This is a genomic window from Candidatus Acidiferrales bacterium (assembly GCA_035934015.1).
GTDB lineage: Bacteria > Acidobacteriota > Terriglobia > Acidiferrales > UBA7541 > DAHUXN01.
The window spans coordinates 114,751-138,550 of sequence record DASYYH010000023.1; the positions used below are offsets into that span (position 1 = coordinate 114,751).

General features: G+C 56.5%; 23 protein-coding genes. 5 read left to right on the plus strand and 18 right to left on the minus strand.

Features of this window, described 5'->3' with window-relative positions; all coding sequences use genetic code 11:
• Nucleotide 1: 1 nt before the first annotated feature.
• Entirely contained in the window at nt 2-1,033 is a 1,032-nt protein-coding gene (locus VGR81_11260) for a hypothetical protein (GenBank protein HEV2289520.1), read from the plus strand.
• 29 nt (nt 1,034-1,062) lie between these two features.
• Here the strand turns inward: VGR81_11260 and xseA are convergent, their stop codons facing one another.
• The 7 genes from xseA to sucC all read right to left on the minus strand — a co-directional run bounded on the left by xseA (nt 1,063) and on the right by sucC (nt 7,143).
• Nucleotides 1,063-2,559, minus strand: a complete 1,497-nt coding sequence (gene xseA / locus VGR81_11265; GenBank protein HEV2289521.1) for an exodeoxyribonuclease VII large subunit — start codon at nt 2,557-2,559, stop codon at nt 1,063-1,065.
• A 31-nt stretch (nt 2,560-2,590) separates the two neighbouring features.
• A complete protein-coding gene (locus tag VGR81_11270) occupies nt 2,591-2,824 on the minus strand; it encodes a DUF2905 domain-containing protein (protein HEV2289522.1) in 234 nt (77 codons plus the stop codon).
• 43 nt (nt 2,825-2,867) lie between these two features.
• Complete coding sequence (locus VGR81_11275; GenBank protein HEV2289523.1) at nt 2,868-4,013, minus strand: redoxin domain-containing protein; 1,146 nt, start codon at nt 4,011-4,013, stop codon at nt 2,868-2,870.
• A gap of 55 nt (nt 4,014-4,068) precedes the next feature.
• Nucleotides 4,069-4,494 (minus strand): TonB family protein, encoded by a 426-nt coding sequence (locus tag VGR81_11280; GenBank protein ID HEV2289524.1) that lies wholly within the window; start codon nt 4,492-4,494, stop codon nt 4,069-4,071.
• A 120-nt stretch (nt 4,495-4,614) separates the two neighbouring features.
• Complete coding sequence (gene ndk / locus VGR81_11285; protein HEV2289525.1) at nt 4,615-5,034, minus strand: nucleoside-diphosphate kinase; 420 nt, start codon at nt 5,032-5,034, stop codon at nt 4,615-4,617.
• Between the two features lie 58 nt (nt 5,035-5,092).
• Nucleotides 5,093-5,977, minus strand: coding sequence for a succinate--CoA ligase subunit alpha (gene sucD / locus VGR81_11290; GenBank protein ID HEV2289526.1), 885 nt, complete (start codon nt 5,975-5,977; stop codon nt 5,093-5,095).
• Nucleotides 5,974-7,143 carry an ADP-forming succinate--CoA ligase subunit beta gene (gene sucC / locus VGR81_11295; protein HEV2289527.1) on the minus strand — a complete coding sequence of 390 codons (1,170 nt, stop codon included), beginning with the start codon at nt 7,141-7,143 and terminating at the stop codon, nt 5,974-5,976. Before sucC ends, sucD begins: the two co-directional genes overlap by 4 nt.
• A gap of 133 nt (nt 7,144-7,276) precedes the next feature.
• On the opposite strand from sucC, the gene trpD reads away from it, so the two are divergent.
• The gene (gene trpD / locus VGR81_11300; protein HEV2289528.1) at nt 7,277-8,332 is read left to right on the plus strand and encodes an anthranilate phosphoribosyltransferase; all 1,056 of its coding nucleotides are present in this window, start codon (nt 7,277-7,279) and stop codon (nt 8,330-8,332) included.
• A 69-nt stretch (nt 8,333-8,401) separates the two neighbouring features.
• Here trpD and VGR81_11305 read toward each other — a convergent pair whose 3' ends face one another.
• Together VGR81_11305 and VGR81_11310 are read right to left on the minus strand one after the other, a co-directional pair.
• Nucleotides 8,402-9,157: an ABC transporter permease gene (locus VGR81_11305; protein HEV2289529.1), complete on the minus strand. Its 756-nt coding sequence runs from the start codon at nt 9,155-9,157 to the stop codon at nt 8,402-8,404.
• Nucleotide 9,158: 1 nt separating this feature from the next.
• Entirely contained in the window at nt 9,159-10,100 is a 942-nt protein-coding gene (locus tag VGR81_11310) for an ABC transporter ATP-binding protein (protein ID HEV2289530.1), read from the minus strand.
• Between the two features lie 328 nt (nt 10,101-10,428).
• Between VGR81_11310 and VGR81_11315 the strand changes: the two genes are divergently transcribed.
• Both VGR81_11315 and VGR81_11320 read left to right on the plus strand, forming a co-directional pair.
• The gene (locus tag VGR81_11315; GenBank protein HEV2289531.1) at nt 10,429-11,928 is read left to right on the plus strand and encodes an alpha/beta fold hydrolase; all 1,500 of its coding nucleotides are present in this window, start codon (nt 10,429-10,431) and stop codon (nt 11,926-11,928) included.
• 52 nt (nt 11,929-11,980) lie between these two features.
• Nucleotides 11,981-13,543 (plus strand): M20/M25/M40 family metallo-hydrolase, encoded by a 1,563-nt coding sequence (locus VGR81_11320; protein ID HEV2289532.1) that lies wholly within the window; start codon nt 11,981-11,983, stop codon nt 13,541-13,543.
• Between the two features lie 38 nt (nt 13,544-13,581).
• Here VGR81_11320 and VGR81_11325 read toward each other — a convergent pair whose 3' ends face one another.
• From VGR81_11325 to VGR81_11340, 4 genes are all read right to left on the minus strand, one after another.
• Complete coding sequence (locus tag VGR81_11325) at nt 13,582-14,232, minus strand: hypothetical protein (GenBank protein ID HEV2289533.1); 651 nt, start codon at nt 14,230-14,232, stop codon at nt 13,582-13,584.
• A 97-nt stretch (nt 14,233-14,329) separates the two neighbouring features.
• Complete coding sequence (locus VGR81_11330) at nt 14,330-14,899, minus strand: aminodeoxychorismate/anthranilate synthase component II (GenBank protein ID HEV2289534.1); 570 nt, start codon at nt 14,897-14,899, stop codon at nt 14,330-14,332.
• 22 nt (nt 14,900-14,921) lie between these two features.
• Nucleotides 14,922-16,406 carry an anthranilate synthase component I gene (gene trpE / locus VGR81_11335; GenBank protein ID HEV2289535.1) on the minus strand — a complete coding sequence of 495 codons (1,485 nt, stop codon included), beginning with the start codon at nt 16,404-16,406 and terminating at the stop codon, nt 14,922-14,924.
• Nucleotides 16,403-17,950 (minus strand): shikimate dehydrogenase, encoded by a 1,548-nt coding sequence (locus tag VGR81_11340; GenBank protein ID HEV2289536.1) that lies wholly within the window; start codon nt 17,948-17,950, stop codon nt 16,403-16,405. The genes trpE and VGR81_11340 overlap by 4 nt, the downstream gene beginning before the upstream one ends.
• 156 nt (nt 17,951-18,106) lie before the next feature.
• Between VGR81_11340 and VGR81_11345 the strand changes: the two genes are divergently transcribed.
• Nucleotides 18,107-18,973, plus strand: coding sequence for a hypothetical protein (locus tag VGR81_11345; protein ID HEV2289537.1), 867 nt, complete (start codon nt 18,107-18,109; stop codon nt 18,971-18,973).
• Between the two features lie 13 nt (nt 18,974-18,986).
• Here VGR81_11345 and amrA read toward each other — a convergent pair whose 3' ends face one another.
• From amrA to miaA, 5 genes are all read right to left on the minus strand, one after another.
• Nucleotides 18,987-19,574: an AmmeMemoRadiSam system protein A gene (gene amrA, locus VGR81_11350; GenBank protein HEV2289538.1), complete on the minus strand. Its 588-nt coding sequence runs from the start codon at nt 19,572-19,574 to the stop codon at nt 18,987-18,989.
• Entirely contained in the window at nt 19,558-20,187 is a 630-nt protein-coding gene (gene pgsA, locus VGR81_11355) for a CDP-diacylglycerol--glycerol-3-phosphate 3-phosphatidyltransferase (protein HEV2289539.1), read from the minus strand. The genes amrA and pgsA overlap by 17 nt, the downstream gene beginning before the upstream one ends.
• 480 nt (nt 20,188-20,667) lie before the next feature.
• Nucleotides 20,668-21,951 (minus strand): GTPase HflX, encoded by a 1,284-nt coding sequence (gene hflX / locus VGR81_11360; GenBank protein ID HEV2289540.1) that lies wholly within the window; start codon nt 21,949-21,951, stop codon nt 20,668-20,670.
• Nucleotides 21,952-22,084: 133 nt separating this feature from the next.
• On the minus strand, nt 22,085-22,684 hold the full coding sequence (locus VGR81_11365; GenBank protein ID HEV2289541.1) for a helix-turn-helix domain-containing protein: 600 nt from the start codon (nt 22,682-22,684) through the stop codon (nt 22,085-22,087).
• Nucleotides 22,685-22,777: 93 nt separating this feature from the next.
• A complete protein-coding gene (gene miaA, locus VGR81_11370) occupies nt 22,778-23,716 on the minus strand; it encodes a tRNA (adenosine(37)-N6)-dimethylallyltransferase MiaA (GenBank protein ID HEV2289542.1) in 939 nt (312 codons plus the stop codon).
• Nucleotides 23,717-23,800 lie beyond the last annotated feature (84 nt).

Below are 23,800 nucleotides of genomic sequence, written 5' to 3' on the forward strand. Positions count from 1 at the left end.
CATGACGATGATCCCTCACATATCTGTCCTGCCGATCGATGTGTCGTGGGACTTCATCGGCCCGAATGAATCCAATCCGGGGCGACTGCCCTTCCCGGTCGTTGATTCGGTTTTCCTTGAGGATGTGGCGGGTGTCATTGCGCAAACAAATTTTATATGGACGCGGTACGTTTCTGAGGAGGAGATTAAGAGTCTCGAACATATTCGTTATGCCCTCGTCCATCACTTTGAAGTAAAAAGCGAACGTCTACACGAGCGACCCAAGGACGAAAACTCCAAAAATCTGCTATATCGTCTCCATTTGGGACTGAAGATTATTCGACCAACAAGGGCGCGGTTTCAGGTTTTCACCTTTAACATGCAGGACCCAATTCCTCGAACACCTCGCTGGGATCGGAACGACTATGGAACGATCCTTTGTGACTATGAAGACGGTCTCATTCAGAGTCACGATATTGAGGAATTGGCAGCGTCCGCGTCGTCCATTTTGAGAGTCCTCGGCAAACCTACTTCGCCCATTTCACAGGCGATTCAGAGCCTAGAGATCGGTTACAGATCAGAGTGGTTCAATGTGAGGCATCTCCTGTGGGTTGTCGGACTGGATGCGCTCTTCACATCCACCGAGTGGGAAAACCGAGGCTCGGAGACAGCGATAGATAGGATATGCAACTTCCTGGGAGATCGTTTCAGAATCTACAACGAGGACTCGCTGCTGTCGGTCGGACTTCCACCGCTACCAGATATTACGCTCGGGGAGGTCCTAGATGACATGTACAGGCTACGGAACAGCTTCGCTCATGGCAGGTGGCCCGACAAAGAGTGGACAGGAAAAGTATGCCGCCGAAGTAAGGATGGCACCAGAGATATCCATTATGCAGAGGTTCTCGCGGAAGCGGCTTCAGTCTGCTTGCGAGGATGCTTGCGAAAGATGCTTGCAGACAAGCAACTAGTTGAAATGTTCAACGAGAAGGCTCAAATGAACGCCCACTTCACTTCAAAGGGTCTTGTACGCTGGAAGAAGACGGATGCATAGGTCTCACAAATGATTGTCCTGAGCGGCCACTAGCTATCGCCCTTGCGCTGCACCTTCGCGCTAATCTCCCCCCTCGACAGGCGCACGCGAATGGCATCGCCCTCGGTGACTTGCGCGACCGAACGTAAGACGCGGCCGTTCGCGTCGTAAGCAATAGCGTAGCCGCGCTCGAGCAAGTGGAATGGGTTGCGCTCTTCGAGGCGCACTGAGGCAGCCTCGAGTTTTCGGCGCGAGAGAACGATGTGGCGGCGCGCATGCGTGATGAAGCGGTCCGCGTCGCGCTCCAAACGGAGACGCAGATTGCCGACGCGCGCACGCAAATCGAGCGAGGCGATGCGAACCTCAGCTGCGGCATAACGGCGGCGTTTGCGCGAGACGGCACGCTCGAGCGAAGCGCGCAACTCCCCAGCTCTGCGTTCCAGTCTGATTCGCGCTGCCGTGACGCGCCCGCCCAAGTCAAACGAGCCTAATCTCGTTTCGGCCAGGCGCGTGCGCTGGCGTACGACATCGAGGCGCATGCGCAGTCCAACTCCCAATGCTGCGCTCAACTCATCCAGCCTCTGGCGGCTTCGCCGCACCAAGTCTTCCGGCCGGCGAAAGGCGCGATGCGTGGCCAGATCGCGCAAACGATGCCGCCTCTCGGAGAAAAGATAGCGCATCTCCTGCGCGAGGCGGCGCGCACATTCGGCGATGTGTTTTTCGAATTCCGCGCGGGTGCGGATGACAATTTCGGCAGCGGCGGACGGCGTGGGAGCGCGGAGGTCGGCGGCGAAATCAGCAATCGTGGTATCGGTTTCGTGGCCGATTCCGGTGATGATGGGAATTTGCGAAGCGGCGATGGCGCGTGCCACGGACTCTTCATTGAACACCCACAAATCTTCAAGCGAGCCGCCGCCGCGGGCGACGATCATGACGTCGACGAGGGATTCGCGATTGAAATAACGAATCGCGCGGACGATTTCCACAGCCGCGCCCTCGCCCTGAACCTTCACGGGATAGAGCGTCACATGGAGATTCGGAAAGCGCCGCCGCAGAACGCGCAGAATATCGCGAATCGCCGCGCCCGTCGGTGAAGTGACAATCCCGATGCGCCGCGGCAGGGCGGGCAGCGGCTTCTTGCGACTTTCATCGAAAAGACCTTCGGCTTGCAACTGCTTTTTGAGCTGCTCGAAAGCCAGTTGCAGCGCGCCCAGGCCGACCGGTTCGATGTGCGAGACGTAGATTTGATATTCGCCGCGCGGTTCATAAACGCTCACGGAGCCGCGCACGGTGATTTTCAGGCCGTCTTCCGGGCGGAATTTCAGCCCGCGCACCTGATCGCGGAAACAGACGCAGCGAACCTGGGCCTTTTCGTCCTTCAACGTGAAATACAAGTGGCCGGATTGCGCGGAGTGGAAATTCGAAACTTCGCCTTCGACCCAGATGTCAGGAAATTCGCCCTCGAGCATGTCGCGAATGCGCAGCGTGAGCTCGCTGACGCGCCAGATATGCTTCTCTGGGATCAGATTGAGCGAGAATTGAGTCATGCGCGGGCTTGGCGAAGCTTGGTCATTATATTCAGCGCCGGAGCGAACCAACAATCCAAAAAACAAGCGTGAGTAGAACGCTCAATATGATGCACGTGACGACCGGGAAATAAAACGTCGTGTTTCGGCCATGATAAACAATGTCGCCGGGCAGCCGGCCGATTCGAAATGGCAGCCGCGGGCCGGCAAGCAAAATTGCACCGACGATTGCAATCAAAACGCCAAAAATCAGCAAAACCTTGCCGAGTTCGCGCGCCGGCTCCATGGCATTTTCTCGCGCCGATTCTACCTGAAAATGTTCTCCGCAATTAAACGTGAGGGAATTTTGTTTGGCAGTTATTGCCAAAGGTAAATGAATCGATCTGAATTCCTGGCTCGGTGGGGATCAACTCCAGCGTGTGACTGCCAAACTGCGGATTCGCTGCGAGGTAATACATCCGCGAACTGTCAACATCGATGTAGGAGTGTCCCTGCCCATCGATTTTCACGTCTGCGCCTTTGTCGGCGCTCGTCAAATCCTTCCCGTCCTGCAAAATATAAAGCCGCTCCGGCTTTCCTTGCGCGACATTCATCACGGCATAAATCTGTGTGGCGTGATATTTCATCTCCATCCGCGCGCCGTTTTTATCGGGCTGCTGCGTCTTCCCTTTAAAAATCATTCCATTTTGATCTGTTTCCCATTTCCCGGAAAGCGCCGCGCGTCCATCGTCCACATTTGCCGGCAGTTTGTAATCATCAACCAGCCCGGGATGGTAAGAATTTTCATTCTCCAGAATGCCGCGGCCCTCCCACGGCCCGACGTACATTTCCGGCGTAGTCATGCCGCCGCATGCCTGCGAGTAAGTGTTTTCCGCTCCGGGCAACTTATCCTCCGGCGGAAACGTCAACCCCGGATGCGCTTCGATGAGCAGACGCCGGATGGCCACTTCAAAATTGTGATCGTCGCCCTCTCCATCGAGATGAAAGCGCACGTTTCCGTTTGCATCGATCAAGAACCGGCTGGGCCATGCCTCGTTCGAATAATCCTTCCAAATCTTGAACTTGTCATCAACCACAATCGGATACGGCAATTCGTAGCGCTTCACCGCCGCTTGCACGTTGACGACGTCATAAGCGATTTGAAACTCTGGATCGTGCACGCCAATGATTTCGAAGCCATATTTCTGGTAGCGCGCATACCACTCTTTATTCTGCGGAAATGTGCGGATGCAATTGATGCAGGTGTACTCCCAAAAATCCAGCATGACGACTTTGCCGCGCAATTGTTTGAGCGTCAGCGGTTCGGAATTGATCCACGTGGTTCCGGAAACCTTAAAGCCGGGACGCGGGAAATCGGGCGCTTTCTGATTGAGCGCCATCATATGCCCATCGACGGTTTGGCCCGTCAGTTGTACCTGTCCCCGCGCCGCGCCCACCGATATGAGCGTGCTCGCCACTACAATTGCTGCGAACATAAGATTCCGCATCACTCTGTGCAACCCTCCTGACACAAACTAACGTTCGCAAACATTAATACATCACAACGGGCTTCGGACGCGCGCTTTGCAACGAAACCCTAATCCCCTTACCTGGAGCGAAGTGGATACTGATGGCATCCGCAGTGCCCGGTGGTGCACTTACGTACACGAATTCGACCGGAACCGTGCCGGTCGTTTCGTCCGGGAATTCCCACGACGCCGCGCACTGGCGCGCGTTGGCCACAAGCCATTTTTCAGCAGCCTTGCTGCTGGCCGATACGAAAGAAACGTCCCCGACCTTTCCATTATGCACCTTAACATTCAGCCGCACCGTTCCACTGATCCCGGCAGCACGGGCGATCGCCGGATAGACGGGAATGCCCCCTGCCACAATACGCGTCGGAAGATTAGGGGGATTCGCCGTCTGGGCCATTAACACAGACGCGCCCAGAACGACGACAGCTAGAACGCTCGCCACTTTCCTACCAAGTATACGAGCTCGCCGATCTCTTGCGTTCACAGAAGACATGCCTTCTCAGTTCTCTACCGCTTTGCGCGCAAATCGACTTTGCATTTCACTAACCACTCACCACTGCCTTCAAATCAATTCCATCCCTGAAAAAAAGTATCCGATTTCGAATCGCGCCGTCTCTGGAGCGTCCGATCCGTGCGTGCAATTGTTCTGAATACTGGTGCCGAAGGTGTTGCGAATCGTGCCGGGAGCGGCTTTGGCTGGATCCGTCGCGCCCATGGTCTCACGCCAGCGCGAAATGGCGTTTTCAGCTTCGAGCGCAATGACGACGACTTTGCCGGAGCTCATGAATTCGGTGAGGTCCTTGAAAAATGGGCGTTCGCGGTGCACGGCGTAGAATCCTTCCGCTTCGCTTTTCGTCAGCCGCAATGATTTGATGGCGACGATCTGAAATTTCGCATCGCTGATTTTCTTCAGGATTTCGCCTGCGAGTCCGCGGCCCACAGCGTCGGGCTTGATGATGGCCAATGTGCGTTCGATTGCCAAGATTTGTCTCCTTAGATTTCCACTTCTGCGTTGATTTGCAAACTACAAGGCGGTCTCCTTACTTTCTGGCCGCTTTGCCCAAAACCGCTTCCATGGTGCGGCCAATCTCCGCCGGGCTTTGCACAGTGTGAATGCCGGCGGCCTGCATCGCGGCATATTTCGTCTTGGCAGTGCCCTGGCCGCCGCTGATGATTGCGCCGGCGTGGCCCATGCGGCGTCCTGGAGGCGCGGTCTGACCAGCCACAAAGCCCACGACAGGCTTTTTCACATGAGCTTTGATGTACTCCGCGGCGGTTTCTTCGGCGTTGCCGCCGATTTCGCCGATCATCACGATGGCTTGCGTTTCTGGATCTTCGTTGAAGAGCTTGATGGCGTCGAGGAAATTCGTACCGATGATCGGATCGCCGCCAATGCCGATACAGGTGGATTGACCGATACCCAGGCGCGTGAGCTGATCAACGGCTTCGTACGTGAGCGTTCCGCTGCGACTCACGAGGCCGACGTGTCCCGCTTTATGAATGTGCCCGGGCATGATTCCGATTTTGCATTTGCCCGGAGAAATAAGGCCAGGGCAATTGGGACCGATCAATCGCGTTTTCGATTCGCGCAGCACGGCGGCGACGCGCACCATGTCGAGCGTCGGGATACCTTCCGTGATGCACACGACCAGCGGCAGGCGCGAGTCGATGGCTTCGAGAATCGCATCCGCGGCGAATGGCGGCGGAACGAAAATCACGGAGGCGTTTGCGCCCGTCTGCTTCACGGCGTCGGCCACCGTGTTGAACACGGGAACGTCGAGATGCTTTGTGCCGCCCTTGCCGGGCGTCACGCCAGCGACGACTTTCGTGCCGTAGGCGATCATCTGCTCGGAATGGAAGCTGCCTTCGCGGCCGGTGAAGCCCTGCACGACGAGGCGCGTTCTTTCGTCAATTAAGACGCTCATCGCGCACCCCCCGCCAGCGCCACGACCTTTTCCGCGCCTTCCCTCATGCCTGCAGCGACCGTGAAATTGAAGCCCGAATTCTGCAGGATTTCCTTGCCCTTCTCGACGTTGGTGCCTTCCATGCGTACAACCACGGGAACTTTGATTTTCAACTCCTGAGCGGCGTTGACGACGCCCGTGGCGAGGACGTCGCAGCGAAGAATGCCGCCAAAAATGTTGATGAACACGGCGCGGACGTTCGGATCGCCAAGGAGAATCTTGAACGCATTCTTCACCTGCTCGGCAGAAGCGCCACCGCCGACGTCGAGGAAGTTCGCCGGATTCCCGCCGGCGAGCTTGATGATGTCCATCGTGGCCATGGCCAGGCCCGCGCCGTTGACCATGCAGGCGACGTTGCCGTCGAGTTTGATGTAGTTCAATTTGTACTTCGAGGCTTCGACTTCGAGCGGAGTTTCTTCGTCGAGGTCGCGCATATCGCGAATTTCAGGATGGCGTCCGAGCGCGTTGTCGTCGAAATTCATTTTCGCGTCGAGCGCAACGAGCCGGCCATCTCCCGTGACGACGCACGGATTGATTTCGAGAAGCGACGCGTCCGTTTCCAGAAATGCGCGGTAGAGCGATTGGAAAAACGGCACGGCAACGTTGACCATTTCTGCGGGGAGGCCAAGGCCGAAGGCGAGCTTGCGAATCTGATATGGTTCCAGACCCGTGGCGGGATTAATTGCCTCGCGCAGAATCGCCTCGGGGTTTTCCTTGGCCACTTCCTCGATTTCCATCCCGCCGGAAGCGCTGGCCATGAAAACGGGCGCGGCCACGGCGCGGTCCACCAAAATGCTCAGATAAAGTTCGCGTTTGATGTCGAGGCCCTCCTCGATCAGCAGGCGGCGAACGATGCGGCCCTCAGGGCCGGTCTGCGGCGTGACGAGCTTCATCCCCATGATCTGCCCGGCAAGTTCGGCAGCCTGATTCACCGACCGCGCCAGCTTGACGCCGCCTGCTTTGCCGCGGCCGCCAGCGTGAATCTGCGCCTTGACGACAACAACGGGAGTCCCGAGTTCTTGCGCGACGCGCTGCGCGTCTTCTTTTTTGAAAACAGCCTGTCCGTGCGGGACGGGAACGCCAAATTTGGCAAGAATCGACTTGGCCTGGTATTCGTGTATCTTCATTGCCCTTCCAGTAGTGCTAAAATTAGTGAACGCTCAAAGCGATAAAGTTTACAGCGGAACGGGAGAGCGGAGCAAGGAAGCGCGTCCGCGCGAGCAGTTTTGTTCCATCCGATTGAATGCGGTTCTGTTGCTTATGATTCGAGATGCACTGGGAAAAATCGTCGCGGGAGAGAATCTGTCGCGCGTGGAAGCGGAAGCGGCGATGGAGCAAATCCTCTCCGGCAACGCGTCCGATGCGTTGATCGCGGCGCTGCTGATGGGGTTGCGTCTGAAGGGCGAAACCGTGGACGAATTGGTCGGTTTTGCAACAGCGATGCGACGCCACGCCGGACCGGTCTTTCCCGCTGGACGTGCGAGCGTCCAAGAAACGCTCGTCGACACGTGCGGCACGGGCGGGGACGGATCGAACACGTTCAACGTCTCAACGGCCGCAGCGTTTGTCGTCGCCGGAGCCGGTGTGCGGGTCGCGAAGCACTGCAACCGCTCGATCAGCTCGCGCTGTGGCTCGGCCGACGTACTCGAGCAGTTTGGTGTTCCGCTTGACCAGCCTGTCGAACAAGCAGGGCGCGCGATCGAAGAAATTGGCATCGGTTTTCTTTTTGCTCCGGCTGTCCATTCTGCAATGAAACACGCGATGAACGCGCGGCGCGAATTACGCATGCGCACGGTGTTCAATCTGCTTGGGCCACTGACAAATCCCGCTGGAGCATCCGCGCAGGTTGTGGGCGTATTCGAGGCGCGAGTCACGGAGCTTGTCGCCCGAGCGCTCAGCGAACTTGGCGTACAACGGGCGTTCGTCGTTCACGGCGCCGATGGGATGGACGAGATTTCGCTGAGCGACGAGACATACGTGGCCGAACTGAAGGATGCCGCGATTCGCAGCTACACACTTGCGCCAGAAGATTTCGGGTTGCGCCGCGCACCGCGCGAGGCATTTCACGGCGGCGATGCCAAGCAAAATGCCGAGATCATTCACAAGATCCTCGGACGCTCGCTGCTGTACCGCGAACACGGGCCACATCGCGAGATTGTCCTGGCCAACGCGGCGGCGGCGTTCGTCGCAGCAGGACGCGCCAGCGATTTTCGCGAAGGAGTTCGGCTGGCGACGGAGTCGATTGATTCTGGCGCCGCGCGCGAAAAACTAGAGCAGCTTGTTGCCTTCACAAGGGCGCGAAGCACCTCGGCCTGAGAAAACACTTCAGCCTCTTGCCTCCAGGTTCTTTGTGACTTCGCTTGCCGCTCGATTGTTCCCATCAAACTAACCCTGCTCGCGCAGGCATCGGACTGCATACGCGAAACTGGCAAGCGCAAAGAGTGCGAAGGCGATGCTCTCCCACACGAGTTGCTTCGGGACGCCGAGGCCGATCGACGTATAGCGGAACAAATCCACTTCCCAGGTGATCGGATTTGCTAGCGCGGCCACGCGAAACCAGCGCGGAAGTGGATCAAGCGGATAGAACATCGAGCTGGCGAAGAGAAAAACGAAATAGAAGACGGAAGTCACGCTATTGAACAAATCGTTGCGGCGGATTTTCAGCGCGAAAATCGAATAAAAGAAAAACCATCCGGCCGTGCCACCAATCACAACAACAGAGAGAAGCGGCAGCAAGCTCCACTGCACATGAATTTTGAGCAGCAAGCAACCCACGGCGATGGTGATGGCGGCTTGCACGATGCCGATGCAAAGATTGAATAGCACCTTGCCGAGCAAATACTGCGAGCGACGCATCGGATAGGTCAGCATTTCGTAAAAAATGCCGTTGTCGCGGTCGAGAAAGAACGACCAGGAGCTGTTGGATGCGATTCCGAAGCTCGCCATTCCCAGCACGCCTGCCAGGAAGAAAGAATCGTAATCGACGTGCGCGCCAAGCGCCGGCGAGCCCAGCGCGGCATTCACGCCGACGCCGAAGACGAGCAGATAGCACATTGGGTAGAACAAATCCCAGAAGAGAAATGTCGTGTTCGTCGCGCGAATTTTGCTTTCGCGATAAAAAACGGCTGCCAGTGGGTTCATTTCACTTCTCCTTCGTCAATTCCACGAAAATATCTTCCAGACTTGCGCCGCTGACTTCGACGCGCAGCACGCGGCCTTTTTTCGAAAGCTCGCTCACGATAGCGAGAATGTTTTCCTCTTCGGCTTTCAATGCGATTTCGACCGAATTGTCGTCGATGTGCGAGCGAAGCGGGGCGAGGCGCGCGACATCCGCCGCGATGGTTTCCGGCAACTTGTCGAACGTGAGCGAGATTTCATACACGCCCGCGGAGAGCAATTTGAGCGCGTTCAAATCGCCGCGTGCCACCTGCTTGCCGCGATTCATGATGAGAATGTCGTCGCACAGCTCTTCGGCTTCGCTGAGAATCTGGGTGGTGAGTACAATCGTGCGCCCTTTTGCTGCTTCTTCGCGTAGATAGCCCATCACGGCGCGCTTGAGAATCGGGTCCATGCCGGTGGAAAATTCGTCAAGGAAAACCACCGGCGTTTCGATCATGAAAACCTTGGAAACCTGGACGCGCCGGCGCGAGCCTCCGCTCAAGTCCTGAACCTTTTGCTCGGCATAAGAAGTGATCTGAAATTTTTCCATCACCGTGTCCGCACGGCGGCGCGCCTCATGGGAGTCGAGGCCGTGAAATCGCGCGAAGGTCAGGAGATTGTCGCGGACGCTGAGGAATAATTCCGCGGCCGTCTCCTGCAGCACCATCGAGATGCGTTTGCGCACTTCGAGAGGCCGCGCCACGACGTCAAATCCCTCGATGTGCGCCGCGCCGGAGGTTGGGCGCAGCAGCGTCGTCAGGACTTTCAGCAAAGTGGTCTTGCCTGCACCATTAGGGCCGAGCAGGCCGAAAATTTCGCCGCGCGGAACGGAAAAAGAAATTCCGTCCACCGCGCGCACCGGCGCCTGGCCGCGGCGCTGATAGAGTTTGGCCAAATTTTCAACTTCGAGAGCAAAGTTGCTCATGATCTGCTTCTCCATGCTCTGTGCTGTGCGCACAGCGATAAACGGTGAAAAATAGGAAATGGAAAAAACGGAAAATGCCACCAGCGCAAGAATGCTTCGCGCGCGGCCGGAACTTAGAGGAGAGACTTAAAGGTACGCATAGGCAAACTACCTGCCTTTCGTTTAACAAAGAGACTCTACGCAGGGTCAGTCTGAATGTCAATCGGATTGAGCGGGATACCGAAACGAAAGATGTCCCAGAAAGAGGAGAACCGCTATAATCACGCGATGTGAAATTCCGGTCCGTGAGCTAAAGGAAAAAAATCTGGCCATGACAAGAGCGGGGAATATGAGACGAGTCGCTGTTGTGGCGTTCATGGCATCTGTGGCTGTGTGCATGACGTCGCTGACTACGTTTGCTGCGCCGTCCTCGGGACAGATGGGACTCCATTTGGCCAACTGCACGGTTGGGTCGAAGAAAGTTCCGGCCCGTTGCGGAACATTCACAGTGTATGAGGATCGCGCGGCGAAGTCGGGGCGGACTGTGGCGATCCCTCTGGTCGTGATACCGGCGGAGCATCCCATGCACCGGGCGATCTTCTGGAATCCTGGGGGGCCTGGTGAAGGTGCAGTAGACTCCGCGGGTGACATTGCCGATGGCTCGGAAGAAAAGGAATTAATGAAGCTGCACGAGCATTACGACATCGTGCTCGCGAACAACCGCGGAGTCGGCGGACCACATGCACAGCATTGTGACCTTTATCCCCCGGCTCATCCTGAATACTACTTTTTGCAGAACTGGCCTGACGTATCACTCAAAGCGTGCCGCGACCGGCTTGCCGTAAACGCGAATCTCAGCCTCTATACCTCAAGCATCAGCGCCGACGATCTCGACGACATCCGCGCGGCGCTCGGATATCCAAAAATTGTGCTTGATGGCGGTTCCTATGGCTCATATTTCTTTTTCGTCTATATGCGTCAATATCCCGAGCACGTGGAAAGCGCAGTTTTTCAGGGGGTGGCTCCGCCAGCGTTTTTGAAGATTCCGCTGGAGGACGCTGCTGGCGTCCAACTCGCCATGGACCAGCTGATTGCGGCCTGCCAGCAGGACGCTCCATGTGAAGCGCACTTCCCCAAGTTCAAAGAACACTTCGCCGCGGTTGCACATCGATTCGATGCCGGTCCTGTAAAGGTGCGCATAGAGAACGCAGCAACGAAGCAGCCGGAAGACGTTATGCTTGCAAAGGAAGTCTTTGCCGACCGCCTCCGGCAGGCTCTCTATACTGCAGGACCGGCTGCGTACGTTCCTTTCATAATAGAGCGAGCGTATGTTGGAGATTACATGCCGCTCGGCCATTTGATCGAAGTAGTGACGCAAGGATTGGGGGACGCGCTTGACCTGGGACTAAACTTATCGGTGACCTGCGCCGAAGATATGCCATTTATTACGGAGGATGCCATACACCGTACGAGTGCAGGCTCGTTCGAGGGGGATGCTCGCGTTCGTGCGCAGCAGCGCGCGTGTAAAATCTGGAATGTCCAGCCGGTTCCTGCCAGCTTCAATCAGCCTGTGCGCAGCAATGCGCCTGTTTTGATGATATCGGGCACCGACGATCCGGCGACGCCATCGGATTACGCGACGCGCGAACTACGGTATCTTCCAAACGCGAAGCAGGTCTTGTTGCAAGGCGCCTCCCATGGAGACAGCACTGCCTGCACAGATCACTTGCTAGTTGAGTTCGTTCTGGCTGGCAGCGCACAACACCTGAATACAACCTCCTGCAAAGCTTCCTTTCGCCGGCCGCCGTTTGTAACATCCATGGCCGACTTCTCGAAGGCTTTTCAATAGTCGACCGCGGAAGAGAGAGCAAAACCGCAACATACGGGAGAGAGCCAACAAAATGAATCGTGTCACAAAGCTTCTGGCGATTTGGGCAGCGCTGCTTTGGGTTGTGGTGGCACAAGCGCAAACCCCACAGCAGAACTACAGTGCAAGAAACCTGGTGGCGGCGGTGCGCGCATATCGCATTGCGCACGAGCCGCAAATCATTGGTGAGTTTGTGAAGTTGCTCTCGATTCCAAACGTTGCCTCCGACGCAACGAATATCGGGCGCAATGCGACACTGATTCAATCCATGCTTGAGGCGCGAGGGTTCCACGTGGAACTATTGCCCACGGCCGAAGGACGCGGGCCGGTCGTCTTCGGGGAACTGGACGCTCCGGGCGCAAAACACACGATCCTTTTTTACGCGCACTACGACGGCCAGCCTGTGGATCCCTCGAAATGGATTGATACCAAACCATTTATCCCTGCGCTGCGGACGGATTCCATCGACAAGGGCGGCAAGCTGATTCCGTTTCCAGACGGTCCAGGCAGCTATAACGACGATTGGCGGATTTATGCGCGCGCCAGCGGCGACGACAAAGCGCCGATCATTGGCATTATGACCGCAGTCGATGCGCTGCGAGCAAACAACATTCCGATGGCTGTCAATCTAAAAGTGGTCTTCGAGGGCGAAGAAGAGGATAGCTCGCCGCACCTCGAAGCGACGGTCGACGCCCACAAGAGTCTTTTTGCCGGCGACGCGCTGATCACTGCCGACGGTCCGATTGACCAAAGTGGGCGGCCGTTGGTTTTCTTTGGCAATCGCGGCGTGATTTCCGTGCGAATTACGGTGTTTGGGCCGCTGCACCCGCTGCATAGCGGACATTACGGGAATTGGGCGCCGAATCCGGCGATGCGGCTGGCGCAGTTGCTGGCGAGCATGAAGGATGCGGACGGAAACGTAACGATCGCCGGTTTTTACGACAACGTGGTGCCACTGGGGCTGGCGGAACGCAAAGCCATCGCCGAAGCTCCCAACAATGACACGCTGCTGCTGCGAACGTTTGGCTTGGCGGCGCCGGACGGTGGCGGGAAAATTTTGCTGGAGCTGCTGAACGAGCCTTCGCTGAATATTGATGGCATGGAGAGCGGCTGGACGGACGCGCAGGCGAAAACGATTATTCCTGACCAGGCAACCGCCTCGCTCGACATGCGTTTGGTGAAAAATGTAGGACCCGAACAGGAATTCGACCGCCTGGTGGCGCACGTTCGCAAGGAGGGATATTACGTCATCGACCGCGAACCGACGATGGCGGAGCGCCTGAAGTATCCGCGCATCGCCGAAGTGACGCACGACCACGGGTATCCGTCGACGCGAACAGCGATGGATTTGCCGGTGTCGCAGGCGCTGATGCGCGCCGTGGATGAAGGCGCGGGCGAGCCGGCGGTGAAGTTGCCGCTGCTCGGCGGCAGCGTGCCCATGTACATCTTTGCGGATTTGGGTTTGCCTGTGATTGGCGTACCGATTGCGAATTTCGACGACAATCAGCACAGTCCGAACGAGAATTTGCGCGTGGGGAACTTGTGGAAAGGGATGGAGATTTACGCGAACATCTTGGCGGGGCTGAATTGGAAGTGAAAAACCTCCTTCCCACGATGAAGAATGCTGTGCGCGGCCTAAGAAGGAAGATTCTCGGTTTCTCTTCGTCGGCGGGCAACTTCCCTAATCACCTCCTTTGTTGACCGGCCTAAAATCGGCCACAACGATTTAAGTTCGCCGCTTTTGCTATGAACAAGCCACTCGAAAACCTCAATCCACAGAACGTTTATGGCCTCACTGTCTTTGGAACTGCAAACCTGCTCGAAAAACGAACAGGATCGGCGCAAAAAATCCGCAGATCCATTTGGGATCTGCGCGGCCATAGCGGGCTTCAAGATCAGACCAAAAACGCAATGGTCGCCCGGTAGGCCGGCGGGAGACTTCGCCTCTTCGAGATATGACCCTTCCAATTCTGGCAGCGCTATTAGCAGCTTACCAACCAGCGTTCCTGCTGTTATTGCGGTTGATCTTGCTTGCTCTTTGACGAAGTCCAGCATCCACAGTGCTGCCTCGTCCTTGCTTAACGGAGCCGCCACACCTAGCTCGCGAAAAACACCATCGACAAGGCCCTGCACATCCCGTTTTGTAGGTTCCACGAGCCCCGCCAGTTGCGCAAGGTTCTTTCCGTCCGCTCCGTTGGCAAGCGCTTCCTGAGCGAACTCTGGCATTCTTGCCGAGTCCAGGCATCCCAAATACCACTTGGCTACAGTCAAACGCAGGTCAGACATTAGGAATTATCCCAGCGTGAGCCAAACTTGGCCATAAACCGTGCCTTCGAAAGTATATCTCAATCTAACAGCCACCTTCCCCAACCATGAGCCCACTTCAGCGAATGTGTGTCAGGAAATTTTTCAGGAGAGAGAAGCCGGCGGTGGTGAGGACGGATTCGGGATGGAACTGGACGCCTTCGACGGGGAATTCGCGGTGGCGGAGGCCCATGATGATGCCGTCGGAGGTCTCGGCGGAAATTTCGAGGCAGCGCGGAAGCGAGCGGCGTTCGACGATGAGCGAATGGTAGCGCGTGGCTTCGAAATCCTGCGGGAGGCCGCGAAAAATCGTTTTGCGGTCGTGATGAATTTTGCTGGTTTTGCCGTGCATGAGTTCTTTCGCGCGGACGACTTTGCCGCCGAACGCGTCCCCGATGGCCTGATGGCCGAGGCAAACGCCGAGAATGGGAATTTTGCCGGCGAAGCGCTCGACGATGGGCACGCTCAGGCCGGCTTCGCGCGGCGTGCACGGCCCGGGAGAAATAATGATGCGCTCGGGGCGCATGCGCGCGATTTCGTCGAGAGTGATTTCGTCGTTGCGGCGCACCGCGAGTTTTTGTCCCAACTGGCCGAGGTACTGCGCCAGGTTGTAGGTGAACGAGTCGTAGTTGTCGAGCAGCAGGATCATTTTTAAATTCTAGTATCGCATTTCATTTCACGCGCTGCTTGCCGGTGTGGGCGATTTCGGCGGCGAGGATCACCGCGCGAGCCTTGTTCACCGTCTCCTGATATTCCTTCTCTGGCACGGAATCGGCGACGACGCCGCCACCGGCCTGGATATGGATTTTGCCATTCTTGGCGACGAGCGTGCGCAAGCCGATGCACGAATCGAGATTGCCGGAAAAATCGAGATAGAGAATCGCGCCGGCGTAGATGCCGCGGCGCGTGGGTTCTAGTTCGTCGATGATTTCCATGGCGCGAATTTTTGGCGCGCCGCTGAGCGTTCCTGCTGGAAAGCAGGACATGAGCGCATCGAGGCAATCAACGCCTTTGCGCAGCGTGCCACGCAGACTGGAGACGAGATGCATGACGTGCGAATAGCGCTCGACAAACATCAATTTTTCGACTTTTACGGAGCCGTATTCGCACACACGGCCGAGGTCGTTGCGGCCGAGATCGACGAGCATGATGTGTTCGGCGCGTTCCTTGGGATCGGCGAGGAGTTTTTTCTCCAGCGCATGATCCTCTTTCTCATCGCGGCCGCGAGGCAACGTGCCGGCAATCGGCCGGTAAAATGCGTCGCGTCCCTGCACCTTGACAAGCATCTCCGGCGAACTGCCGACGACAGCGACGTCGCCGAGCCGCAGAAAGTAAAGGTACGGCGAAGGATTCACGACGCGCAGAGCGCGGTAGATTTCGAAGGGATCCGCGGAAGTTCGCGCGGAAAATCGCTGGCTCGGCACGACTTGAAAAATGTCGCCAGCGCGGATGTATTCCTTGGCCCGCCGCACTGCGGCCATATAGCGGGATTTCGTAAAGTTCGAAGTCATTTGCAACGCGCCGCGATCTTTCGCTTTTGGCAAGCGAGGCAATGGCCGCTCGAGCTTGCGGCGGGTGCCCTGAATTTCACGGACGGCGGCATCGTACTTTGCGCGCAAGCTTCCCGGCCCTTCGGTAAAAACATTGCGAACGATCCAGATGCGATGCTGCACGTGATCGAATGCCACCAAACCGTGAAAAAACATCAGCACGGCGTCGTCCAGTTTCGACTCGTCGTCGCTGGTCGAGGGGATTCGCTCGATGAGCCGCACCATGTCGTAGGCGAAATAGCCGATGGCTCCGCCGACGAGCGGGGGCAAGCCCGGAATGCGCACAGGCCGGTAGCGATTCATGCGACGGCGAAGAAGCGCGATGGGATTCGCGTCGTATTTTTCTATGGCACTGCCGCTTTGAATCGTGCAGCTACGCCCGCGTGAACGAAAAACCTCCGCCGGATCGAAGCCAAGAAACGTATAGCGCGCGATGTTTTCGCCGCCTTCGACACTTTCGAGCAGACACGAATATTTCCCGCCGCGCGCAAGCTTCAGATACGTCGCGACAGGCGTCAGCAGGTCCGCGTTGATCGTCTCGCAGACAGGAATGAAATTTCCGCGGCGTGCCAGTCTGCGAAATGCGCTGTAATCGGGTTGAATCACGATTTGCCGTGCTCTCGTTCTTCCGCTGCAAGCGTATTCAAGACTGCTCGTTGCATGGCCGCCTCAGGAGCGCGCGTTCCTGTCCAGATTTCCCATTGCGCAATGCCCTGCGCCAAGAACATTTCGATTCCTGAAACTGTTTCAATCCCTCTCTGGGCTGCAAGATACAGTAGCCTCGTTCGCTGCGGCCGGTAAATTGTGTCGAAGACAAGCCGGCAATTCAATTCGTGCATGTTGAGCGGAGATTGATCTGTTTTGGGATGCATCCCCACGGGCGTTGTATTCACGATGGCGTCAAAGAATTCACGCTGCAACGATGCGCGAGGAATCGGCTGTCCTTGAACCTCACGCGCCAGTTTTTTTGCCTGTTCGGGTCTGCGAGCGCAGATGGAAACGGACGCTCCGCCTCTGGCCAATGCAAAGGCGACCGCACGCGCTGCGCCCCCCGCACCAAAAATCAGGACGCGACTGCCAGCGAGAGGCATTCGCCTCTCCAGCGCGCGAAGCACGCCGACGTAATCCGTATTGTAGCCGAAAAGTTTTCCGCTGCCGCGCACGACAACCGTATTCACAGCGCCGACGGATGCAGCCAGAGGGTCACAATCATCCAAGTGGCGGAGAATCGCTTCTTTGTATGGAAGCGTTACGCTGAAGCCCTCGATACCAAGCGGTTCGATGGCGCCGAGAAAATCACGGAGGTCATTCACAAGAAACGGAAGATAGACAGCATTTATCTTTCGCTCGGCGAAACCGGTGTTGTGCAAGACTGGAGAAAGAGAATGCGCAACCGGCTGGCCAATAACTCCGTAGATGCTTGTCTGGCGGTTTATATGATCGCTGCGATAGAGCTGCCTCATTTCATCCAGCGAAACTTGCCCGGGCGCCGTGCCAGTCTGGATAGGCGCATACGCGAGAGCGCTGCCTTCTCGCAGCGCGAGAATGCGGAGTGGCGAAACGACGTCGCCCATGGGCACCGCGATCACATCGGTCTTACCGCGGGCCAATTTCAACACCTGTAAACCATCATGAATCGAATCGCATTCGATCGCGATCTTTATCGCATCGAATCCATTCCTCTTGCACAGGACATCCAGCCTTTTCGCCAATCCTAAGAGGTTCTGTCTCGCAGCAACTGCGCGGAAATTGTGATACGAGAGAATCCGCCGGGCTCCTGTCGTATGTAAATCCAGCACGAACCTGGAAGCAACGCTGAGGCTTTCGATTTCGAGGTCTACCCAGTCACAACCGGCACGGAGAGCTTCGCGCAGCCGTGAAAGTTGCGCAGCAACGCTGCCAGCGAATCTCCCTCCCGCTTCCTTCCGCCGGCAGGTCGCAATTAGACAGATTCTAGGTCCGCGTTTCCGCTTGCGAAGGATAGAAATGAAGCGAAGGAACTCTGCGTCGTCTTTCAGCCAGTCCAATCGGAGCTCGACGGTGCGCGTTTGGCGCGACGCACGGGCAAATTGCCGCCAAGCCTCGCGCGCTGTCGCAGCCGCAACCACGCCGCAAACACGTCCTCCGGCAAACAAAAAACCCTTCGCCATACTGTCCTTCCGTACAGGGATGGAACTGTCTAGGATGCGTTACTCAGAATGTAAAACGCAATGGGACATTGCCTTGACGCTCCCAAAGGCCTTTGTTACGGTCAATTCATTGGGCCTCCCGCCGAAGAATCGGCGGGCATGCAAGGAGTGAGAGAGATGCGCAGGACTATCTTAATGGTGGGTTTGTCGGTGGCATTCCTATCTTCTGCAGCGTTCGCACAAGACCAGAACGCATTGCAGCCCAAGACGACTCAGGCTGATGTCTACTGCTCTGGAATGTTCACGAAACAGCATGTATCCAGCTCATTTCAAGTGATCTCTGGAGACGAATCCAGCACTCGGCTGACCTTTAGTGATGGCGATTACGTCTACCTAAACCGCGGCGCCAGCAAAGGAGTCAAAGTAGGCGACGTATTTCTGGTGATGCGCCAAATTCACGACGTCAATCAGGTCGAGTGGTTCGCAGGGCAGGACCGAATCATGGGTTCGATGGGCCAATGGTGGGAGGATGAAGGGCGGATCACTGTTGCGGACGTGCAGCGGAACACTTCCGTGGCGCGAATCACGGGCGCCTGTACGGCCTTGTATCGTGGCGACATTGTTCTTCCTTTCGTCGAAAGGCCTGCGCCCGAGCTTAAGTCCGAATCGAATTTTAACCGCTTTGCACCGCCGAGTGGGAAGAAGACGGGCATGATCGTGGCAAGCAAGAATTTCCAAATTCAAGTTGGCCAGAATCAAATTGCCTACGTCAACCTCGGCAGCAACCAAGGCCTCAAGGTCGGCGATTATTTGCGCATATTCCGTTACGAAGGGAACAACGGCCAGTTCATCTATCAGACTGGGGATACGGTCACGTCGATGCCGGGTTATGGCTCGGCGTCAGGACACTATGCAGACAAGAATCTGCCGCGTGAAGTCCTGGGTGAAGCGGTTGTCCTTCGCGCGACGCCGAATGCTTCCACGGTCCTGATCACATACAGTATTCGGGAGCTATACGTCGGAGATCACTGCGAAATCGAATAGTGGCTCTCAGGTCTCATTCCGAAGAAATCGGCGGATTGCAAACTGCGATACGGAAGTCTGAGTCGGAAAAGACTTCCGCTGTAAAAGTCTCGATTTGAATACCCCGCTCCTGCCAGGCATTCAGCGGCAGGCCTGCCTTGCGGCAAGTTTCCTGCAGAAACCGCTCACGCGTTAACTGGTGTTGTACGGCGACCTGCGGGAGCAACACTCCTCGCTGTCCCTTTCCGGAAATAATCAAGCCATGCTTGCCAGGCTCTACTTGTTCCGGACTCACTACTTGTGCTTCTGACAACAGAGAGATTTCGATATCGATCTCGGCCATATCATCCACTCGCATCCGGGAGAATCGGGGATCCTCTGTGGCTGCCGCGCCTGCACACTCGGAAACGACTACCGCCAGAGGTTCGCAAGCTGCAATGCGTCCGATGCAGCCTTGCAGCCGGCCTGCCTTTCTGAGGGTTACAAACGCACCTCCAGGAGCAGCAAGTGCGCCAGCGAGCGAAGAAATTTCCAAACGCCGTTTATCCGTGAGAGCGAGAAAAATCGCCTTCCGCGCAATTTCAAGAAGCGCCTGTTTTTCTGACTTATCGAGTGGGGACATCTTGCGGGTTCTTCTTCTGCGCCAAAACGACCTCGGAGTCACGCCGCTGCTTGATGCGACCATCCACCTGGCTCCAGAACATCAGAAAATAGTGGACCGCCGATGCCACGGCACTGATTACAACTAGCCACAGCAACACCAGGGCAAGCGTCTTTATTCCCGGGTGCGTCGCGGAGAAAATCACAATGCAGCCAGCGAGTACTTGCAACACCATTTTCGTCTTTCCGAGCGGCGATGCCGGAATTACCAGACCTTCCACGGATGCGATACTGCGCAGGCCATCGACGACGAATTCGCGCCCGACGATCACCACCACCATCCATGCATGAACCAGCCCCATTGCTGTCAGCGAGATGAACGCGGCGCAAATCAAAAGCTTATCGGCGATGGGGTCGAGGAGAATTCCCAGGGTTGTAATTTCGCTGCGCTTGCGCGCGATGTACCCATCTGCGGCATCTGTGGTGGCTGCAGCGAGCAGAATCAACACACCCCAAACTTCAAAATGCACGGACATACCCCAGAAGTCCCAGTTCGGCTCGCGGGTTAGCAATACGACGACGAGCAGCGGCACGAAGAAGATTCGAAGAATCGTCAGGCTGTTCGGGAGATTCATCTCGGCCTCGGCCCGTGCAGCCCCGCAGCCGCTCACATTCGGCTGCAGGAGAAGAGGCCACTATAGTGCGCCGGAGTGGTGGAGTCAACGCAACGAAGTGCGAGGTTCTGCCAAGATGGCTTCCAGATGGATGCCACGCTTTCCGTTTAACGCAGATTAGAGAACGCTTATTTACCCTTTCGTTGCTTTAGGTGCGTAGCTTGTGAAAATTGGATACACAATCTGTTCACACGATCCAAGCCTCTTTGTTCTGAGGTAAAACGGACTTAATCACAGTAAGTCATTTTTATACAATTACTTAGATGGAGGTGCAGCCCAAACCGCAAAATCTCAATAAATTGCAGGAATACTGCATCGCCATTCCGCTAAGGGTAATTTCCACAATGATTTCCACAGATTAGGGGCCTAGAAGCCCTACTCCATTCTTTTCAATCAAGTCCGCCAGAGAGTAGTTGATGTCGAATGACGTGGACAAAACTGCTACGCACTTGCCTGATCTGCTTTCGCGTGCACAGTGAAGGCTTCGAGGCGTATCGCGAGCGACTCCGGAAGTTCTGCGTCCAATTGCATATGGTCGTCATGCAACTCGGAACGCAGGACACGGCCACACGCATACACCATCGCCAGTTCACGGCCATTCGAGAGCGGCACGCTCAATCGTCTGGAGACAAGGGGGTCTATCGGCATCGCCAGCTCGATTTGTTGCCTTAAATCTTCAAAACCTTCGTGCGTTAGCGCGGAGACGAGAACTTTTGGATGAACCGCCTCATCGCGCTCCTTTCCCAAAGATTCTCGCAGGGCCGACAAATCCTGCACCGAGAGACGATCGATTTTGTTGAAGACCTTCAGCCGAGGACGGTCGGTAACGCCCAAGGCGCTCAATACTTTCTCGACTTCGGCGTCCTGTTCCGCATGCGCAGGATTTGAAATATCCGTTACCTGGACGATCAAAGCCGCTTCCTGAACTTCTTCCAGAGTTGCGCGAAACGCAGCAATCAAATCCGAGGGGAGATCGCGGATAAAGCCGACCGTATCGGAAATCAGCACGCGGCGCCGCGGACCCAAGCGCAAAGACCGAATTGTCGGATCCAATGTCGCAAACATCTTTGGCGAAGTCAGCACATCGGCTTTTGTCAGGGCATTGAACAGCGTCGATTTACCCGCATTCGTGTATCCCACGAGAGCCACTGTGCCGAGCGGGACCGCTTGCCGCGCACGCCTGCGCAGGGCGCGTTGCCGTCTCACGGTTTCGATCGATTGACCGATTTTTCGCACGCGGTCGCGAATCCGCCGGCGGTCCGTCTCTAGTTTTTGCTCGCCGGGTCCGCGCGTGCCGATTCCACCACCAAGCCTGGATAATTCGCGCTTGCTGCCCGCAAGCCTGGGCAACAGATAGTTCAATTGCGCCAGCTCAACTTGCAGTTGGCCTTCGCGGCTGTGCGCATGACGCGCAAAAATATCGAGAATCAGTTGCGTGCGGTCGATCACCGGAAGATCGATTTCGCGCTCCAGGTTGCGATGCTGAGTGGGCGAGAGATTGCGGTCCACTATGACCAAGTCGGCTCCCAGGCGCTCCGATTCTTTCTTTAGATCCGCAAGCATGCCTCGCCCAACCAAAGTCGCCGAATCGAGCGAATCACGCATCTGCAGGCGGCTGCCCATAACGCGCGCCCCAGCGCTCTGCGCCAATTCCCGCAGTTCGACGAGCGACTCTCGCGCTGCGGCGCCATGGGGAATTTCACCCCCACGCGCTGCGCGCTTCACACCCACGCCAATAAGAAATACTCGCTCGGAGTGATCTAAACGGGAGGCCGTTTTCATTCTACGTTGGAGACAAGGATTGCGAGCTCGTTAGCAACATTTCGCACGCTGTGCTCATTATACTCGTTGGGGACATCTATTGTTGCAGGGCTTCTTGACTTGCAAGTGCGGAAGCAGCGAGAACCAATCGGGATAATGTCTCGGCAAGCGAAATTCCTGATTCGCCGAAAGCCGCATCCCGCGTGGCACAGTCCACCCAACCCACATACAAGAGCATCGCGGCATGCGACCATTCTCGCGCCTGCGAGGCGTTAAAGCCGATTTCTCGGAAGACTCGCGCGAGATAGGCAATGCGCTTCTTCTCGACTTCTTCCACACGCCGTGCAACTCGCTGATCCTCACGCGCCCAGGAAAACATGGCGACATCAAGCCGTCCGTAGGCCGAGCGGGACAAAAGCTCAACGAGCTTGGCCCATCGTTCAGCAGGACTTCGGTCCCGCTCGCTCTGGTCAATATTCCAGTCCGCTTGGTCGGCTTCCCACGCTTCCAGAATCGCTTGCAGCAGATCGTCGCGGTCGCGGAAGTGCCAGTAAAAGCTGCCCTTGCTAATGTGCAATTTTCTGGCAAGCTCTTCAACCCGAACAGCGTCTAATCCTTGCGCCGCTAAAATTTCCGTTCCCGTGCGGACCCAGTCCGAGCGTTCCAGCCGGACAAGACTTGCTCGGTGAATGGCCATTCTCAGGGCACCTCGCGGCAATACATACGGACCAGTATGGGAGAGAATTTAGCAGACTAGATGGTTATAAGTCAATACGGTTGCGTATGGAGGTTATTCCTGCGGACGCCTCACCAATTCCAGAGCGGTTTCGAGAACTCCTCCATCATCTCCAAACGTCTTGAGCCAGTGTACATTGGCTTCCCGCCGAAACCACGTAATCTGACGCTTTGCGTACTGCCGCGTGGCCTGCTGTGTTTCACGCACGGCTTGCTCAAGGGTTTTCGCGCCTTGGGTGTGCTCGCGTAGCTGCGAATAACCAAGGAAAGTGAATGGTTTCGCCGCCGCGGGAATGCCCATCTTCATCAGGTCTCTGACTTCATTGACCCACCCAGATTCAATCATATTCGTGACGCGCTGATCTATCCGCGCATAAAGGGCCGCGCGCTGCGGCGCCAGACCAATCTTAAGCACTGCGTATCCTTCGAGGCCGGCGCGTCCGTCCCGATGCACTTCGCTGACTGGTTTCCCGGAGAGAAGGCAGATCTCGATGGCGCGGATGAGTTTTTGTTTGTCGCCGGGCGAAATGCTTGAAGCAGCCCTACGATCCAGACGCCGGAGAATGCGGTGAAGGTACCCCGGCCCTTTCAGCGTCTCGTCCTGGCGCAATCTTTCGCGGAGCGTCTCTGAGCGTGCTGGCGCGTTGCCCAACCCCTCCAGCAGTGCTCGCAAGTACAGTCCCGTTCCTGCTGTTAGTATCGGAAGTTTCCCCCTTACCGTGATCTCAGTGAGTGTTTCCACCGCGCGTCGGCGATACTCTCCGGCAGTGAAGATTTCGCCGGGATCAACGAGGTCGGTCAAGTGGTGTGGAATTCCCCGTTGTTGTTCAGGGGGAATCTTGCCTGTGCCAATATTGAAATCACGATAGACCTGCGTGGAATCGCAGCAAACGATTTCCCCGCAGAGCTTTTCGGCGAGAGCGATGGCGAGGGCCGATTTTCCTGAGGCCGTCGGACCCAGAATCACGATGAGCCGCCGTCCCGCTGCATTCATCTGGGAAAAACCTCAAAGCGAAGCATGAGGTAAATCAATACAGCTAGCGCCAGCAAGAGCGCTCCGAAGGCCTGGTTGCGGCTC

Excerpts from the sequence above, each read along its gene's own strand:
- VGR81_11260 (HEV2289520.1), top strand. The coding sequence starts at position 2 with ATGACGATGATCCCTCACATATCTGTCCTGCCGATCGATGTGTCGTGG.
- xseA (HEV2289521.1), bottom strand. The coding sequence starts at position 2,559 with ATGACTCAATTCTCGCTCAATCTGATCCCAGAGAAGCATATCTGGCGC.
- VGR81_11270 (HEV2289522.1), bottom strand. The coding sequence starts at position 2,824 with ATGGAGCCGGCGCGCGAACTCGGCAAGGTTTTGCTGATTTTTGGCGTT.
- VGR81_11275 (HEV2289523.1), bottom strand. The coding sequence starts at position 4,013 with ATGTTCGCAGCAATTGTAGTGGCGAGCACGCTCATATCGGTGGGCGCG.
- sucD (HEV2289526.1), bottom strand. The coding sequence starts at position 5,977 with ATGAGCGTCTTAATTGACGAAAGAACGCGCCTCGTCGTGCAGGGCTTC.
- sucC (HEV2289527.1), bottom strand. The coding sequence starts at position 7,143 with ATGAAGATACACGAATACCAGGCCAAGTCGATTCTTGCCAAATTTGGC.
- trpD (HEV2289528.1), top strand. The coding sequence starts at position 7,277 with ATGATTCGAGATGCACTGGGAAAAATCGTCGCGGGAGAGAATCTGTCG.
- VGR81_11305 (HEV2289529.1), bottom strand. The coding sequence starts at position 9,157 with ATGAACCCACTGGCAGCCGTTTTTTATCGCGAAAGCAAAATTCGCGCG.
- VGR81_11310 (HEV2289530.1), bottom strand. The coding sequence starts at position 10,100 with ATGAGCAACTTTGCTCTCGAAGTTGAAAATTTGGCCAAACTCTATCAG.
- VGR81_11315 (HEV2289531.1), top strand. The coding sequence starts at position 10,429 with ATGAGACGAGTCGCTGTTGTGGCGTTCATGGCATCTGTGGCTGTGTGC.
- VGR81_11320 (HEV2289532.1), top strand. The coding sequence starts at position 11,981 with ATGAATCGTGTCACAAAGCTTCTGGCGATTTGGGCAGCGCTGCTTTGG.
- VGR81_11325 (HEV2289533.1), bottom strand. The coding sequence starts at position 14,232 with ATGTCTGACCTGCGTTTGACTGTAGCCAAGTGGTATTTGGGATGCCTG.
- VGR81_11330 (HEV2289534.1), bottom strand. The coding sequence starts at position 14,899 with ATGATCCTGCTGCTCGACAACTACGACTCGTTCACCTACAACCTGGCG.
- VGR81_11340 (HEV2289536.1), bottom strand. The coding sequence starts at position 17,950 with ATGGCGAAGGGTTTTTTGTTTGCCGGAGGACGTGTTTGCGGCGTGGTT.
- VGR81_11345 (HEV2289537.1), top strand. The coding sequence starts at position 18,107 with ATGCGCAGGACTATCTTAATGGTGGGTTTGTCGGTGGCATTCCTATCT.
- amrA (HEV2289538.1), bottom strand. The coding sequence starts at position 19,574 with ATGTCCCCACTCGATAAGTCAGAAAAACAGGCGCTTCTTGAAATTGCG.
- pgsA (HEV2289539.1), bottom strand. The coding sequence starts at position 20,187 with ATGAATCTCCCGAACAGCCTGACGATTCTTCGAATCTTCTTCGTGCCG.
- VGR81_11365 (HEV2289541.1), bottom strand. The coding sequence starts at position 22,684 with ATGGCCATTCACCGAGCAAGTCTTGTCCGGCTGGAACGCTCGGACTGG.
- miaA (HEV2289542.1), bottom strand. The coding sequence starts at position 23,716 with ATGAATGCAGCGGGACGGCGGCTCATCGTGATTCTGGGTCCGACGGCC.